This window comes from Hydrogenophaga palleronii NBRC 102513 (assembly GCF_001571225.1).
Taxonomy (GTDB): domain Bacteria; phylum Pseudomonadota; class Gammaproteobacteria; order Burkholderiales; family Burkholderiaceae_C; genus Hydrogenophaga; species Hydrogenophaga palleronii.
Window position 1 is genome coordinate 1 of record NZ_BCTJ01000053.1, and the last position, 15,466, is coordinate 15,466.

Consider the following 15,466-nt stretch of genomic DNA (forward strand, 5'->3'; position numbering starts at 1 on the left):
GATGTGACCACGGTGATCCAGGGTGGTTCTTCGAGCGTGAAGGCGCTGACCGGTTCGACCGAGGAAGAGCAGTTCCACTGAGCCCGCAGAGGCAGAGGAGACAGGGCCACCCTTCGGGGTGGCTTTTTCGTTGGTGGGCCAGGGCGCATCGCTTGTGGCAAGCGAATCGAGATAATGCAACGCTGGAGGGCCCCGACAATGAACGATGACCGAATTCGCATTCCGGCGCTGGACGATCCCGATGCCATGAAGGATGCGTTCTACGCAGCTCTGGACGAGCTATGTCCAGCAATGGATCTCAGCGTGAACGACGCGCGAGCAACGGTCGACGAGGTCACCATTACTGATGTCGATCTTGACGCGGAGTCAGTGCGCATCGCGTTCGAATTCGAATGGAGCTCTTACTATGGCTGTAAGGATATCGACAGTTGCGACACAGGTGATGGCGAAATCGTGGGAGTTCTGCAGGAGGGGTTCTGGGTGTTCGAGCGGTTTGTACCCCCGACTGAACGGAACGCACGACGCACGAGGAGTTCTGACCATGCTGGATTCTCTAGGCAAGTCGCTTAGCAACATTATTGACGAGCGACTGTCAAACCCATTTGTAGTCAGCTTCACCTTCGCTTGGTGTGGATGGAACTACAAGTTCCTCGTGCTTCTGTTCTCTGAGACGCCCGCGACGCAGACGTTCGAACTCATTCGTCAGATATCTTTTCCGACTGGGTACCACTACCTGTTGAGTGGGTTCCTCCTGCCATTAATTACAACTCTTTTCTACATCTACTGTCTGCCGTTCTTCTCCAAACGCGTCAACGATTACTGGAGGAAGAATCAGCTGGATGATCAAAGGAATCGCCAGCAATACGAAGACAAGAAGTTACTCTCTGAAGAAGAGTCTCGCGAGTACCGAGCGCGTGAGCGAGGTTTGAATGACGAGATCGAACGGCTGTTCAAGATCATTGAGAACAACAAGAAGGATCTTCAAGCTGCGGATGCCGCTGTGGTCGAGGCTCGTGCAAATTTGACTGCGGCACAAGAGAAAAGCGCATCAGAACTCAAAGACGCGCAGGAGCGAAATCATGCCCTCCATGAAAGCGCTAAGACCGCACTCCGTGAAAGCTTTGCCAGCAAGGATGAGGCGGACAAGGCAAAGCGCTTGCTTGATGCGCTTCAACTTGCACCGAGAGGGACTCAAGGTGCCACCCTCAACGCATTCGCCACAGTTACACCTGGCTATTCTCAGATCACGTATCGCGGGATACTACGCACCATTGCCAACGGAATTGGTGACGAAGCGCTGCTTACAAAGCTCGGCTTCGATTCGAAAGAAAACTCTCACTCAGCGCTGCAGGCCTTGTTGCGGGATGGGTTAATTGCCAAGCAAGGTGCGGACGGTCTCGGAAGATTCTCGGTCACCCAAAAGGGTAGAGCATTTCTCGAAACGTCTACGACCCAGGAGTGAGCACTCGACTCTTCGGAGTGGACTGTTCTTGCTGCTGATGTGGGAGGGTTTACTGAGGAAGCCTCGCCTGTATTGCTTGCACAAGTGGTGCGAACTCATCTACCCCAATACTGTCCAAATAGCTCTCGATAGCTATTGTTGCGAGGTAGTCGGGCAAGGTATCTGTCTCTTGCGCCAGAACCTTTGTAAAGTCGTGGTGGTTCGTAGTCTCCCTTTGCGCGAACGCATGAAGTACGTCAACTCCGAACTTCTCAAGGAGATGCGATTGAACATCGGGGGTTAGGTATACCTGCTTCTCTGGCGGCATATTGCCTGGGAAAGAGAAGATTCCATTGGTGGGATCAGGGCCGACATCTGCATCTCGAACTGCTGCGTACGGTCTAGCAATGCGCTGCATGAGGAGTGCTCCAGAACGCACAGCTTTTTTGTCTCCGACGTGGTGTATCTCGACGCAGCGTAGCAACGTTGGGTCAATCCGACGCACCATCTCCGTTAGCAGAAGCCTTGCAAATTGGTCCTCAACGAGCACACAGAGGTCGCGATGATGGCCACCCGACAAGATCGACTTTGCCCGCGCGGCTGACATCATTGGGAAGGCTGAGACGCCTGCCTGATCGCGGAGCAGCATAACGCGAGCCTCCGTCGGGAGCGTATCCAGAATGGAACTTGAGTGAGTGGTCAAGACAATCTGATGATGTCGTCGATTGCAAACATCGAGGAGATACTTCGCTAGTTCATGCTGAGCGTTGCCGTGCAGTGAGGTCTCTGGCTCTTCAATGACGAAGAGGCTCTGGACTGGTGAGTTCTCCATCAGGTCCACTAAGTAAAGTGTCCTGCCTTCCCCGAAGCCCATATTGTTTTCAGAGTACTGAGCTCCAAAGCGCTGGGCAATCCCAAGCTCGCCGTGCCTCTGGCCGTGAGTGATGCCTTGAAAGTGCAATGCGTCGTATTGCTGGCCTAGGATGCGGCCGACGCGCTGTCTCACGTCCTGGGGAATGGGTCGTTGAGGTCCTAGTGCAACTTGAGCACCTCTATAGATGCTTAGATCTCGCTGCTCCACCTTGGGGATGTAAATCGTGAAGCCGATGTAATAGCAGCTACGCTCCGGCTGGCGCTTATAGCCAGACCACTCCTTGGCGGCGCGAGCGACGGTCAACGTCTGCGGATTGTTTGGGTCTGTAGTGTTGTACTCAAACACCACTGAAGACGTCGGTCCAAAGGGAGTGGGATCGGCAGCTGAGGCCGGGAAAAAATCTCTGACATAGAACCGTCTGGTATCGGTGACGGTCGTCGGCTTTCGGTAGGCACCGAGGCACAACTGGCCAACTGTGCTTTTCCCTGCGCCGTTCAGACCAGAGATTGCAGTAATCGGGAACTGGAACTGAACGGTTAGATCTGCGATACCTCTAAACCCACAGATCTTCACGGAGTCCAGGGCGGGTCCAAAGTTCGAGTAACGGTTGTTGACATGGAACTTGGATCTGAGGTCGGCTCGCGGATCGGGCATTCGCTTCTACCTCTCACTAGCATGTGAATGGAGTGGCACGTGCGGCGCTTGGCGGAGCTTCAGCGAGCCTATGACATGCGAGACACGTGTTTGCTCAACCTCACTCAAGCCGCTGGTTGATCACCCTCGACACAAAGTTTTCGAGCGTGACCCTTACGGCCTTCTCGGTAGATCTTGAGAGCGCCTCTGCGCCAGCCGGGCATGCACCATCTACGGACTCTTGACCAAATCCTCGGACTGTAGTGGTGGCAAGCTCCTTGCCGTCCTTTGAGATGGCGGTCGTCTTCAACGAGAGTTCGACACTTGCATCTGCCGTGTGTGTGAAGAACCCTTGCTGGAAGCGAAGCCTTGGATTGAAGTCGTCAAGGCTGAACGTGTAGAGCACTCCGTCCTTGCCTGCTTCTGCTGCGGAGGTCACGGCGATCACTGATGAGTGGGCTGCCCCTACCGTGCGAACGATGGAAGTCTTGAGCGCTGGGCCGACCGCTACAGGGTAGGTGTGAGCTCCACACAGATAGCCGGGCTTCACCACGCGCTCGAAGTTGGCTAGGTCTCCCGAGATCGCCACATACGCTTTGGTGTTTTGGACCCGGTCGCGCCTTACCTCATGGGCGCCGGATGTGCTTCCAACTTCTGCACGGTGAGCACACCCCATAACCACTAAGCCCAGTGCGCAGACAGTCAATGCTTTCAACATGAATCTCCTCCTTGTAACCAATTGTTGGAGGCGATTCTATGGCGGTTTGGCGGTGTCGGAATCCCAACTATGTCACGAACACATTGGGATTGTTGAGAGCCCTCGTAGTTTGAGCCTGCGACCTTCAGGGGCTGACAAGCAGGCTGTGCACGCGCACTCCGAAGGTTGCAGGAGCAACGCGGACACGTGCCATTGGGGTGGTCATCCCCGCACACCGGCGGCGTCACCGGGGACGAACCTGGGGCACCCTCGGGCACCACCCGCGCCGCTAGCCCGCTGCCTGGACCCGCATGCGCCTCTCAATTTCCTTCACGAGGTCTGATGGAGCGACGTCCAGCGCGTCACACAGTTTGAAGATGAGGCGGAGGCTCGGGCTGTAGTGGCCCAGCTCAATGTCCGAGATGTGGCGTCGGTCCACGTCGGCGCGAAGTGAGAGCTCGGTCTGGCTCCACTTTCGACGTGTGCGCAGGTTTCTCAATGCCTGCCCGAATGCTTGATCTGGTTCCACGCAGCTTTGCTCTGAAGGATGAGCAAGGGTGGGGCAGAGCACTACCAGATTTGCCGGGTATTTCCGGCAGAATATTCCTCACACCGCCGGTGCTGAGGGGTAGAGGCGTGGGCGCAAGGTCGAACTTGCCCCATTGGTTTGTCAGTTCAACAAAAGGAGTTAGACGTTCATGGAGTACGAATACAAGGTGATCGACGTGGCCGATGGCGCCATCAGTTCACTGCTGCTCGGCGAGGGGCGAATCGAGACGGCGGTTCTGCAGGCGTACATCAATGCGATGGCGTCCGAGGGCTGGCGCATGGTGTTCATGGAGAAGGTCATGCAGCGTCATCTGGTCATTTCTGATCGGGAGACGCTCATGATCACCTTCGAGCGCCGCGTGCCGGAGTCTGAACGTGAGGCCCGTGCTGCGCGGTGCATCGACGACGTGATCCGTGCGGAGGACGAGGCCAAGAAGAATGGTCGCTGGGCCGCAGCCGGTGCCGTCGGACTTGTGGCAGGTAGTGCAGTCGCCGGCACTCTGGTCGAGAACCTTTTCAGGGAGGAATGATGGACATCAACGAAAAGATTGCGCAGCGTCGGCGCGAGATGGAGGCTCAGCGGATCGTCGATGCACCCATTGAGCAGGCCATCATTCAGCGAGAGGTGCAGCGGAACCTGGAGGCTCACGGTCACAAGCCTACTGAGCAGCCGGAGCACCTTCAACGCGCCATCGCGGCGGAGACCGAAAAGGCCCTGGATGCGCTGGCCGTCAAGCAGTTCACCAAGGGCGATTGGTTCGAAGTCGGAAGCCTAGTAGTCGGCGGTGCGCTGGTCGTGTTCGCCGTGTGGTGGATCGGCCTCGCACTGATGGCCTGGGGCATCTACCTCTTCAACAAGAAGACCAGGTTCTATGTCCATCACATGAAGGTCCAGGCGGAGAAGATCCGTGCAGCACAAGAGACGCCCGACTAATCCACACCCATCACCCACCGGCGCCCCTGGAGAAATCCTCGGGCGCTTTTTCTTTGTCCATTCACACGAAAGGAATCTCAATGATCTGGATACCCGTGCTGGCCATCCCGGCCGCATTCGCCATGTTCCGGCTGGGCGCGGCACTGGCCATGGCCTCGGTGCTCAAGCTGGCTGTCATGGTGCTGTGCGTCCTGCTCGCGCTTGCGCTGGTGTGGGCCATCAGTAGGAGGCGCCTGAAAACCTAGTTCTAGACCCTCGCAATAACCCCCGATGGGCTCCAGCCGGTTCTGCCGCTGGGGCCTTTTTCGTTTTTCACACCAATAGAAGGAGATTCGTATGCGCGTTTTGCGTGATTCGGCCTCGATACGGAGTGCCGGTGTCGACCCTGCGGAGCCATCGCTTTCCGTGCTCATCTCGCGGCTGATTGCGGACCTCGACGACGAGGGATGCGACCTGACGGAGATGGTGCGGATCGTCGTGGTGCAGCCCGGCGATGCATTGAGCACGATCGATGCCGAGTTGGGCTTCCCGCTGCTGGAGCGCCCGCTGGACGTCATCGAGACCCACGACGGCTGGATTGAGCTGACCATGGTTCTGAGCGACGACGGCTTCGGCGTGGTGGTGTACGTCCCCGTGCGCCCCGACGTCGATGCCCGATTGCTTGCTCATTGTCAGGAGGCAATGTCATGAATGTTGCCACCCGTCCCCCCGTCCACGACCACCCACGAGGTGGTTTTTTTACGTCCGGAGTAGCCCATGAATGACAGCCATCCCATCGTCACCGACTTCGCCGCACTGCTCGACGAGAACCTGCGCGAGGCCTGGGAAGAGAGGGCGGCCGTTATGCAGTTCGAGGCCGGCATTCCCCGTGATCTGGCTGAGGCGCTTGCGCTTCTGCTGGTCATCCGTCAGTACCCCACCGCCGCCCTTGCGCGGCTCCACACCACCAACTAGGAGTTATCCATGTCCAACGAAGAAACCATCATCAATGAAGCGCCGACCCTTGACGGCCTCGTGCAGGTCATCCGCGTGGGCCAGTGTCCCTCGGTCTCCGGTCGATCCACGCTGACCTATCAACTGGGTCGGCTCGGCGATGACGGCGAGCACTACGTCCGCATCCACGACAACACAGGGCGGGGCATGTTCGCCCGTGACTGGGTGTCAGCCGAGGCCATCCGCGCCGTGCTGGAGGGCGATGCACCGCTGACGTCGTCCGCCTTTCGGCCACTGTATGAGGGCCGATCCATCAACACCGGTGGATTCCTCATGGCGGCGCTCCGTGATCTGGGTGTGATCGGGCTCGACGCCGAGAACAACCGGCTGCATGTCCGCAATCCCGATGTGCCGCTGGAGTCAGTCTTTGCGCCAAGCCTCGATGCCCACGCGAAGGTGCGCCGCAGGGGCGGCAAGTGACGGCCGTGGTCAGCGCTCTGCTGGCCGCTGCACTGCTCTCAATGCTCTTCGCGAGCACACGGGCGTTCGGCATCGTCTGCATCGTCCTCGTCTGCTACCTGAAACCCATCCTCGCGGCCTGCCTGCTGGTGCTGGCCATCACCTTCGTTCTGTACCTGTTCAAGTAAGAAAGGAAACCACCGTATGTCATACATCGACGCCATCACTGCCGCCGCGCACAGCATCTCGGACTGGGATGTGCCGCACGAGCTGCTCCCGCTGACCCTGACCAACGAGGCCGCGCGCCTTGCCCACTTGGAATCGGGCCGCATGGTCTGCGCAGGCTGAGCGAATGGGGTGGCCCCGCCGGACAGCTGGCGAGGCCATCTGGACCAAATTTGACCAGCCTCGGCGGCTCGAAGGGACGAACGCCTAGGGCGAGCGGCGGGGCGCATACGCCGATAGCGCAGTCGTGCGCATGGGGCAGTCGATCATGCGGACAACGTCGGGCTTGGTGCTCAAGTAGTGGATCAATTCAGTCGCTCATCTCGGACCGTAGTGGGTAGCTAGGCAGTCGTTCAACTCGATTTAGTCTGGCTTATCGGCCAGTCGTAGATGTGGTCGTTGGATATCTCCCACAGCCCGCGAAAAATCACGTATCTATGATGAAGATCAGTTCAATTCTGAGCTTGGAAAAAGTTTAGAATTGAGGCACTGCCAACAGTCCACAGCTGAAGGCAGCGGGTGGCTACCCTCCATACATGCCACTGTGTTCTCGCCGCGTTTCTACAGCGTGATCGGGCCCACTTTTAATACAGCGAAACCGCTCCTCGACTTGCTTGAGGATCGGGAATGACCCCCAAAGAAGTTTCTGTGTGATGTTGCGTCTCGGCGGCACTGTGTGCGGCTGGTGCGCCGCATCGAGGTTGCCGTGATCGTGCGGTGATCGGTGTTCTTTAACAATTTGCGAAGCAATCAAAGCCCGCCTACGCGCGGGTCGGTTTTGCAGCTTGGTTTGGTGACCCGGTGAACCGGAAAACCAGAAAACCGGAAAGCTGGAAACCGTGGGCTGGCCGCCGGTGTGGCCGGTCCTTTTCAACTCATAACAACAAGAAGGAAACAAGAATGATGACTAGACAAGTGCCCCGACCGATGCCCAGCTTTGACAGCAAAATTGGCTGGGCGCTCTACATGCTTGAGGCGGGCTTTACTGTGATGCCGGGTGTGCCCGGTACCAAGAAGCCCGCCGGCTCCTGGGACCCCTGGATAGGGAATCAGAGCGTCGGGCACATTCAGCTGTACTGGGGCAAGCACCCCGACGCCGAGGTGTGCCTAATCGCAGGTCACAAGCTGTACCTGCTGGATGCCGACAGTCAGGAGTCCCTGCAGGAACTGATGGATTTGGAGAGGAAGCATGGAATCTATCCCTTGGGCGTGGTGAAGACCGAGAATGGATGGCACCACTACTTTCGACGGCCTGAGCATGTCATTGCCAAGCAAAGCAGCCACCACAGCGCCGAGCATCCCAAACGCCTAGACGTGAAAACCGGGCGCAGTTTGCTGGCCGGTCCTGGAAGCCCGGGGAAGACGATCCTGAAGTGGAGCTTTGACCACATCGACAATCTGACGCCTGTCACTCAGTCCTTCGTGGACGATGTTGCACGGCTGAACGGACAGCAACCGCCATCCGAACAGGTCGAGCGAGCAGAGTACGACAGGCCAGCGGGGGATGTGGACATGCAAGACCTTGAACGATGGGTTCAAGCAGTTTCTCCAGTGGGTTACGAGGTGTGGACCAAAGTCGGAATGGCGATCAACACGGAAACTGGTGGTAGTGCCGCAGGCTTGGCGCTCTATACCAAGTGGAGCTCCAGCGGCGATGACTACGTCGGTGAGGCCGCGATCAGAAAGAAGTGGGAAACATTTCGAACAGACGTTGCGAACCCCTGCACGCTAGGCACCATCAAGTACCTGGCGAAGCTGCAAGGCGCAAACGTGATCGAGCTGCTGAAGCCGTTCCGCGAGGTCAAGACGGATGCTGTGTTGCTGTCGAGCGTAACTCGCGAAGACTTGCCAAAGCCTCCGCCAATCTTGTCGAAGGGGCCGCGTCCGGCACCGCGACTTGCGCGCTACTCCCTCACCAAGCGAATCGATGAAGTCGAGAGCCTAGTGTTGGCCGAAAAGCTGATTTGTGGTGGGCTGGTCGCCATGGGCGAAACCACCCTGATCAGTGCAGAGCCCAATACAGGGAAAACTGCGCTGGCTCTGCGCCTCCTGGTGAACTCCATACGCGAAGGCTCGCTTGACCCGAAGAAGCTCATTTACGTGAATCTCGATGATTCGAGCAGGGGGCTGTTCGAGAAGTTAAAGCTTGCCTGCGAGTATGGTTTTGAGATGCTCGCGCCAGTGCTTGGCTTCCGCGCGTCTGACACCATTCCCGAACTCGAGGAGATGATCACTGATGGGACCGCGCATGGCAGTGTCGTGGTGATCGACACCGTGACCAGGCTGTTCGACAACAACAGCAAGTCTGAGACGCGGGAGTTCACTGACGTGTCGCGTAGGTTCAGCGGTCAGGGCGGCACGATGCTGCTTCTTGGTCACTGCAACAAGCACAGGAACAAGGCTGGCAAGCTGGACTATGCGGGCGTGAGCGATCTGCCCAATGATGTCGACTGCCGGTACATCCTGGACACGATTCATGTGGACAAGGCGGGCGGATTCAAAGTCGTCGGCTTTGAAAACGGCAAGCGTCGTTCCAGTGTGAAGCAGACAGCAGCGTTCAAGTACTCGACTCGCGAGGCTCAGAGTTATGAGGAGCTGCTCCTGTCGGTCGATGAGGTCAACCCCGAGGACTATTTCCTTCTGGGTGGAAGCGCTGCTGCGACAGAGAAGGAAGCTGTTGAAGTGGTGATCGAGATTTTGCGGTCAGGGCCACAGACGCGCATGAAGCTAGCTGTGGCAGTTGGCGAGAAGGTTGACTTGTCACGAGTCAAGATTTTTGCCTTGCTAGATAAGTACGGCACCGCTGATAGCGGGCTCCAACGCTGGACCATAACCAAGGAAAAGAAGAACAACGCAATCACCTACAAGCTGCTGGAGGAGGCGGGTAAACCAGGCCCCGAGCCGGTTTCCCGGTTTTCCGGTTCCCCGGTTCCCCGGCCCGCCACCAGCCCCGCGCAACCCGCGCTGGCATACAACGATGAGGAGAACGAAGAATTTGAAGAAGTGAAGTTTTAATCCCCGACCGCGCCAGTCTTCGGACTCGGCCGGTCTATTCCCAGGCCATGCCTGCCGCTCTCACGAGTGCGCCGGTGTGGCCTTTTTTTTCGTCTGCACAAACCATAGGAGGTCCATCGTGCCAACTGCAACCCTGTCCACCCAACTCGTCAATTCAGCCGTGTGCCCCACGGGGCGCAGCAAGCTCGACCTATACGACACCGCCGTCCCCGGCTTCATCCTGGAAGTGCGGCCGTCCGGAGGCAAGACCTACCACCTGCGCTACCGCGATCAGTACGGCAAGCAGCGGCAGTACAAGATCGGCGATGCCGCTTCGATCAGCTTCACGAAGGCGCGCGATGTTGCCCAGCGGGTCCGCTCCCGCGTAGTCACGGGCGATAGCCCCATGGATGAGCGCCGAGCACTGCGCACGGTGCCCACCCTGGCCGAATTCATCCGCGACACCTACATGCCGCACATCCGCGTGCATCGTCGGAACATCCAATCCACGGTGAGCCTCATCCGGCTTCACGTCCTGCCGCGCTTCGGTGCATGCAGGCTCGACGAGATCACACCCAAGATGATCAGTGAGGCGCATGAGCAGATGAAGCTGAAGGGCTACGCACCCGCGATGGCCAATCGGCTGCCGGTCCTGTTCAGCATCATGTTCAACCTGGCCCACAGAATGAAGGTACAGGGTGCCACGTCCAATCCCGCCAAGTCAGTTCAGCTCCTCCAGGTCAACAACATGAAGGAAAGGTTCCTCACGGCCGAGGAGGTTCAGCGTCTGCGCGGTGTGCTGGAGGCTTGCCCCTATGCCCAGATGCGGGTCATCGTGCCGCTGCTGCTAATGCTGGGTTGCCGCAAGAGGGAGCTGCTGGAGGCTCGATGGGAGCACGTCGATCTGGAGAGGAGGGTGTGGCACATCCCGATGTCAAAGTCGGGGAGGGCGCGCAATATTCCGCTGTCGTCGTCGGCCATTGAAGTGTTCCGATCGCTGGAGCGCTGGGAGGGATGTCCCTACGTGGTACCCAATCCAGCAACACTGCGGCCGTGGGGCAATCTGCATCATCAGTGGGACGCCATCCGCAAACGGGCCGGTCTCGATGGTGTGCGAATCCACGATCTGCGGCACAGCTTCGCGAGCAATCTGGTGAACAGTGGTCGGTCAATCTACGAGGTCGGGAAGCTGCTGGGGCATTCCCAGGTGAAGACGACTCAGCGATATGCGCACCTCTCTGACACCGTGCTCATGTCGGCCATGGAGGAGGCGGCAAACTCGGTCGGGGACATTTGGTGTGCGCCCAAGAAGGAGAGCGCGTAAAAGCTGAGCGTCACACTCAACTCAGCAGCCGTGGCTACTGGGTAGGGTGTGGCCTCAGAGGAAACTAGGAGATTACTAATGGTACGCTTGGCATTTAAGCTTCCTCGAAGATGTTATGTCGAAAAATTTTCAAAAAGTACTACTTGCCTTCTTTGAGCATTTTGATTATGACGAAATTGAAGGTCTTCGTGATTCCATTAAAGGGTTTGCATCGGTAAAAAGGAGCGACATGGCAAAAGAGCATAAAGCTCTGGAGCCGGATGAGGATATCTCGGAGAATGATTTGCAGGAATTTCGGGCAAGTTTGAGTTCGGATATGGATTTTCTCTGGGAGATTGAAGGTTTGTCCGACGAGTTGTGCATTTTGGCATTGTACAAAAAGCTAGAGATTACAATGACTAAAGTTTTGAGCAGGTTTTATCCCGCCTTAAAGAAGAGTCAGTTACATAATATTGACTATGTCAAAAGGAGTCTTCCGTTTGACATTACAGCATTGGTGGGCTATTTATCTATGGATGAGGTTCGCCTAATTAACAACTCGATAAAGCACGGGGGCGTTGTAAGTAAGTCGTTGTCGAGCTACCCGGGGTGGGTAGAAAAAGCCCCGTTGGTGAAGTTGGATGAGGCCTTTACTCGACTCGCTCCAGGCATTAGGGATTATGTGGCTTCGGTTTGTAGAGCAATTCGGATTGAGCGGGGGCTTTAACGTTTTTTAAAGAAGTGGTAACGATAGCATGCGTATCCACCTAAAGGCAGCGGCCCCATCTGTGATGGATTAGGCAAATTTTCGCTAGAGGAGCGACGTCAACTCGACCGAGTTGGCCCGCTTATGCATTGAGATTTGCAGTTCTTTTGACTTTATCGGAATGAATATCTTTGACGATCTTCCCGCCAATTGGCAAGAGCTTCAGGACCGTGTAGGTCAACTTTTCAGTGAGCTCGGTTGTACGGCGAAAGTCGGCGAGACTATTGAACTTGCACGCGGGAAGAAGGAAGTGGACGTGCTAGTTGACGATGCTGTCGTATTGCCTGTTTCGAGGTACGTTGTCGAATGCAAGCACTGGAACGCGCCTGTCCCGCAAGAAGTCGTCCACTCCTTTCGGACAGTTGTTGCTGACTGCGGTGCACATCGTGGCTTCATAGTCTCGAAAGCTGGCTTTCAGGCGGGGGCGTATGAAGCCGTCCGCAAGACAAATATCGAGCTTTGTACATTCAAAGAGTTGCAGGAGTTGTTTTTCAACAGGTGGAAAGAGGCTATCGCTGTTAAGTATATGCCGTATGCAGATCGGCTGTTTCCATTTTGGGACCCCTCTGGCGGGCGACGCGTGCCCGCGCATTGGGGACCTTGCGACATAGAAAAACTGCACTTGCTGAACGCCGCATACCAACCGTTCCTCGACTTGGGTCCTTCGCTGGCGCACAATGGTTACACCCTCAGACACTTGCCTTTTAAAGTCCCCATCCTCGATGACACCTTCGCCATAATCGGTGAGCTTGAATTGAATTCGTATCGGCAATTCTACGATTTCATCAGCGCAACCCGGGATGTTTCTCTGGCTCGATACGAGGCCCTTTTTGCAGAACGACCGTAAGGTGCCGGTACGCTATTTCGGGCGGCTTACAATTGTTTATAGTACGGGGCGATTCGCTGTGAGAATGCTGCTCTACCGCAGTCGCATGAAGGTCCGAAGACAGTGTGCAATGCTTCCGGATTTTCGCATCTGCTTTAACAGAACTAAGACTTTGGGCGAAACTGATGGCAGACCTTATCAACGATAGTTCCGCAGCGAAAGTTTGGGTGGAAAAGGCACTTCAAAGGCATTCCGATAGCATTTTCGGAAAGTTGGTGTCAGCGGTTATTTGGTCGGATACAAGAGGTCCGAATGGCCATCCATTGGTGGATGTTAGCCCCGAAGCGCTTATAGCCAAGTTTGCTCGGTCCCCACTGATCTTGCTCCATAATCACGACCCTGGACAGCCGAAAGGGCAAGTATTGGAAGCTGCGTGCTTTGTAGATCAAGACGGTATGCGATTTGTTGCAGCTATTCTCGGATTCTATGCAGGTGGGGATGTCCTAAATTTCCGAGATCTTGATATTGACACTGAGACGCCCGTACCGGCGGCAGAGTCTCTACCATCGCTTCCTGAGGACTGTTGGATAGAGATTGCTTTTGACCCAAGAGAGGTAGACGATGAGTGGTTTGAGCAGGTAGGCCGTGACGCTCCTTTGTCTATTGTTAAAAGCCCGCTCTCGCACAATAGCGCCGAATTTGCCCATGAGTTGATCCGGGTGGGATTAATCTATTTGGCAATCGCTTGGAATCCACTTGTAACCTCAATTGCCTCTGAGGCAGGGAAGGCGGCATACTCTGCGACGCATGCGTGGGTTCGAAAATTGCTGGAGCGTTTGGCCGAGCGGCGCAACCCAATTCTCGATTTTCACACGTTCTATGACGATTGCCAAATGTCTTTTCTGTTGCGAGGGAGGGACTTGAAGCTGCATTACGCCGCGCATGACGTTTTGCCTGCAGCCGTCGCACAGGCTCAGTCTTTGGTCACTAAGCTCAAAGTCCGTTCTTCACCTGCTCGTCAACTGGTTTACGAGTTTAGCAAAGAAACACTTAGGTGGTATCCATCATTTGTCATATTGAGTGACGGAAGAATGATCACGGATAGCGTGAAACTAATTGCAATTGAAAACCTTCCGACCGGCCTTAGCCTCGGCCTGACTGCGCGGTCGCCCGGGCAAAGAAAAAGGATGAATTGATACCGCATACATGGTGCCGCGAGGCGATTCTGACAGGCACGCAACTTTTCTTTCAATGACGGTATTGTGTGGCAGGATTGAAAAAGATGGATGTGTTGCGGGAGGCAGCGTCAAGCCTTCGCTCGCATCACGGCCATTGGCCAGAAGCGGTCATAAGGAAGGCGTGGCATCGCCACAATGAAGCTCACCTCTTCGAGCTGCCACCCTTGTAAATCATGCAGGCGCGCTTTCGGATTCTTGAGCAACACTGAATCAACCACTGTGGACGGAGGGCAGCCATGATTGCCAAGAAATATGAGCCACCAAAGGTTCCAATGCCCGCCCGTGAGGGAGCGGGCAAATTTGAATTTAAGGAAGGCACTGGTCCCATTACGCGCATGGTGAGCTATGGCTCCTTTATGGAGATCTATAAGGTTGACACCACCGCCCAGCTTCGCAGTCCAGAAGATGTGGACCCGGAGCGGACAAATCCGAATGCTCCGTGGGTCAGCACTGTTGATGTCCGAGCGGGGTCTGGCAACGAGATCGTGTCCCGCCTTTGCGTTCAAAGCAGCGAGCTACTCAAGGCTGTAAGGCTACCTGCCGGAGCAGATAAGGAGGTTCTGCTACGTCACATGCACAGGATTAAGGAAGAGCTACTGCAGTGCCAGCAGGTCAGCCGACGCGTGAGCGACCAAGTGAGGGAGATCATCGGGAAGATCGAACGCAATGAAGTTAAGCGGGACAACTACGGCCGTGGATTCAATCCCTTTCCTCAAGTCAAGGACTTGCACCACGAAGCAAACAATTTCCTCATTAGCGCCAACAAGGTGGTTCGAGCGATCTGCGGCATTCCTCGTCTTTACGTTAGGGTCAAAGAAGACTCAAATTTCGACTACCTTGCAAAAACTCTGGTTGGGGTAGTCGCTGCTGATAGCGATCTATCCAGGTTTGTCACCGATCAGGCAGACAGCGTTCGGCGAATTGTTGACTTGCGAAACTATGCGGAGCACGCTCGCGACGACAGGCAGACAGAGATTGCCAACTTCAAGGTGCAAGCGGATGGCCGAATTCGCGTGCCATTCTGGGGGATGCTGAAAGGCGAAGAGACCAACATCCACGAAGAAATGGAAGCCATCACCTTGTACTTGCAGGACATTGCGGAAGGAATGTTTATCCTTTCGCTGCAACAATTCAGGCCACAGAACTTTCCCATGATACTGGTGGCTGTTGAACAGCCTGACCCTGAGTGTCCGCTGTTCTATCAATTCGTGCCGGATATGTCGAAGCTCAAGTTCGAGGGTCTAGGCAGGACTGATGAAATGCCAGCTTCTGGCCGATAGCCGACATCGTAGCTCCACTCCACAACAGCCCAGCGCACCCCGCCGAAACTGGGCAAAATTCTCCACACCAAAGTCGCTTACTTCGCCCCCGTGCCCCCCGGTGTTGGGTGGGTGGTGGGAACCCACGGGGCGCGTATGTTCCCGTCGTGGACAACCCGGGCCAATGCCCAAGTCCCCATAGCCGGCCACGTTGGGTGGGCGGTGGGTGCGGCGGCTCCACGGACCACTGGCCACACCCAACTGCTTGTCGATGTTCGGGATTCTCTATGTCCGGCAGAATCAACACCTTCCAGTTCGCCCACGCCTACGCCCGC

At 56.2% G+C, this 15,466-nt stretch carries 19 protein-coding genes; 16 read left to right on the plus strand and 3 right to left on the minus strand.

All coding sequences use genetic code 11. The annotated features are described in order from the left end of the window. Window positions 1–198: 198 nt before the first annotated feature. Together HPA01S_RS20955 and HPA01S_RS20960 are read left to right on the plus strand one after the other, a co-directional pair. On the plus strand, window positions 199–570 hold the full coding sequence (locus HPA01S_RS20955) for a hypothetical protein (protein WP_066273191.1): 372 nt from the start codon (window positions 199–201) through the stop codon (window positions 568–570). Beyond that, complete coding sequence (locus HPA01S_RS20960) at window positions 542–1,462, plus strand: hypothetical protein (RefSeq protein ID WP_157085124.1); 921 nt, start codon at window positions 542–544, stop codon at window positions 1,460–1,462. Before HPA01S_RS20955 ends, HPA01S_RS20960 begins: the two co-directional genes overlap by 29 nt. Before the next feature lie 49 nt (window positions 1,463–1,511). On the opposite strand, the gene HPA01S_RS20965 is transcribed toward HPA01S_RS20960, so the two are convergent. The 3 genes from HPA01S_RS20965 to HPA01S_RS23880 all read right to left on the minus strand — a co-directional run bounded on the left by HPA01S_RS20965 (window position 1,512) and on the right by HPA01S_RS23880 (window position 4,216). Next, on the minus strand, window positions 1,512–2,969 hold the full coding sequence (locus HPA01S_RS20965; RefSeq protein WP_066273195.1) for an ATP-dependent nuclease: 1,458 nt from the start codon (window positions 2,967–2,969) through the stop codon (window positions 1,512–1,514). A 100-nt stretch (window positions 2,970–3,069) separates the two neighbouring features. Beyond that, complete coding sequence (locus tag HPA01S_RS23260) at window positions 3,070–3,666, minus strand: hypothetical protein (protein WP_157085125.1); 597 nt, start codon at window positions 3,664–3,666, stop codon at window positions 3,070–3,072. Window positions 3,667–3,934: 268 nt separating this feature from the next. Next, the gene (locus HPA01S_RS23880; RefSeq protein ID WP_370671005.1) at window positions 3,935–4,216 is read right to left on the minus strand and encodes a helix-turn-helix domain-containing protein; all 282 of its coding nucleotides are present in this window, start codon (window positions 4,214–4,216) and stop codon (window positions 3,935–3,937) included. Between the two features lie 127 nt (window positions 4,217–4,343). On the opposite strand from HPA01S_RS23880, the gene HPA01S_RS20980 reads away from it, so the two are divergent. The 14 genes from HPA01S_RS20980 (at window position 4,344) to HPA01S_RS21025 (ending at window position 15,152) form a co-directional block, all read left to right on the plus strand. Then, window positions 4,344–4,724, plus strand: a complete 381-nt coding sequence (locus tag HPA01S_RS20980; protein ID WP_066273204.1) for a DUF4177 domain-containing protein — start codon at window positions 4,344–4,346, stop codon at window positions 4,722–4,724. Continuing rightward, window positions 4,724–5,128: a hypothetical protein gene (locus tag HPA01S_RS20985; RefSeq protein ID WP_157085126.1), complete on the plus strand. Its 405-nt coding sequence runs from the start codon at window positions 4,724–4,726 to the stop codon at window positions 5,126–5,128. Before HPA01S_RS20980 ends, HPA01S_RS20985 begins: the two co-directional genes overlap by 1 nt. A gap of 80 nt (window positions 5,129–5,208) precedes the next feature. After that, window positions 5,209–5,373 carry a hypothetical protein gene (locus HPA01S_RS23265; RefSeq protein WP_157085127.1) on the plus strand — a complete coding sequence of 55 codons (165 nt, stop codon included), beginning with the start codon at window positions 5,209–5,211 and terminating at the stop codon, window positions 5,371–5,373. A 91-nt stretch (window positions 5,374–5,464) separates the two neighbouring features. Next, window positions 5,465–5,818, plus strand: a complete 354-nt coding sequence (locus HPA01S_RS20990) for a hypothetical protein (protein ID WP_066273208.1) — start codon at window positions 5,465–5,467, stop codon at window positions 5,816–5,818. Between the two features lie 66 nt (window positions 5,819–5,884). Then, window positions 5,885–6,082 (plus strand): hypothetical protein, encoded by a 198-nt coding sequence (locus tag HPA01S_RS20995; protein ID WP_066273209.1) that lies wholly within the window; start codon window positions 5,885–5,887, stop codon window positions 6,080–6,082. Between the two features lie 9 nt (window positions 6,083–6,091). Next, the gene (locus HPA01S_RS21000; RefSeq protein ID WP_066273210.1) at window positions 6,092–6,541 is read left to right on the plus strand and encodes a hypothetical protein; all 450 of its coding nucleotides are present in this window, start codon (window positions 6,092–6,094) and stop codon (window positions 6,539–6,541) included. A gap of 5 nt (window positions 6,542–6,546) precedes the next feature. Beyond that, window positions 6,547–6,708: a hypothetical protein gene (locus HPA01S_RS23390; protein WP_169801566.1), complete on the plus strand. Its 162-nt coding sequence runs from the start codon at window positions 6,547–6,549 to the stop codon at window positions 6,706–6,708. Between the two features lie 16 nt (window positions 6,709–6,724). After that, window positions 6,725–6,868: a hypothetical protein gene (locus HPA01S_RS23270; protein ID WP_157085128.1), complete on the plus strand. Its 144-nt coding sequence runs from the start codon at window positions 6,725–6,727 to the stop codon at window positions 6,866–6,868. A 777-nt stretch (window positions 6,869–7,645) separates the two neighbouring features. Then, window positions 7,646–9,760, plus strand: a complete 2,115-nt coding sequence (locus HPA01S_RS21005; protein WP_084360883.1) for a PriCT-2 domain-containing protein — start codon at window positions 7,646–7,648, stop codon at window positions 9,758–9,760. A gap of 118 nt (window positions 9,761–9,878) precedes the next feature. Beyond that, window positions 9,879–11,063 (plus strand): tyrosine-type recombinase/integrase, encoded by a 1,185-nt coding sequence (locus HPA01S_RS21010; protein WP_066273218.1) that lies wholly within the window; start codon window positions 9,879–9,881, stop codon window positions 11,061–11,063. A gap of 115 nt (window positions 11,064–11,178) precedes the next feature. Beyond that, complete coding sequence (locus HPA01S_RS21015; RefSeq protein ID WP_157085129.1) at window positions 11,179–11,769, plus strand: hypothetical protein; 591 nt, start codon at window positions 11,179–11,181, stop codon at window positions 11,767–11,769. A 160-nt stretch (window positions 11,770–11,929) separates the two neighbouring features. Further along, window positions 11,930–12,655, plus strand: a complete 726-nt coding sequence (locus tag HPA01S_RS21020; RefSeq protein WP_066273214.1) for a restriction endonuclease — start codon at window positions 11,930–11,932, stop codon at window positions 12,653–12,655. 164 nt (window positions 12,656–12,819) lie between these two features. Continuing rightward, the gene (locus HPA01S_RS22870) at window positions 12,820–13,830 is read left to right on the plus strand and encodes a hypothetical protein (RefSeq protein WP_084360884.1); all 1,011 of its coding nucleotides are present in this window, start codon (window positions 12,820–12,822) and stop codon (window positions 13,828–13,830) included. Window positions 13,831–14,108: 278 nt separating this feature from the next. Beyond that, window positions 14,109–15,152, plus strand: a complete 1,044-nt coding sequence (locus HPA01S_RS21025; RefSeq protein WP_157085130.1) for a hypothetical protein — start codon at window positions 14,109–14,111, stop codon at window positions 15,150–15,152. Window positions 15,153–15,466 lie beyond the last annotated feature (314 nt).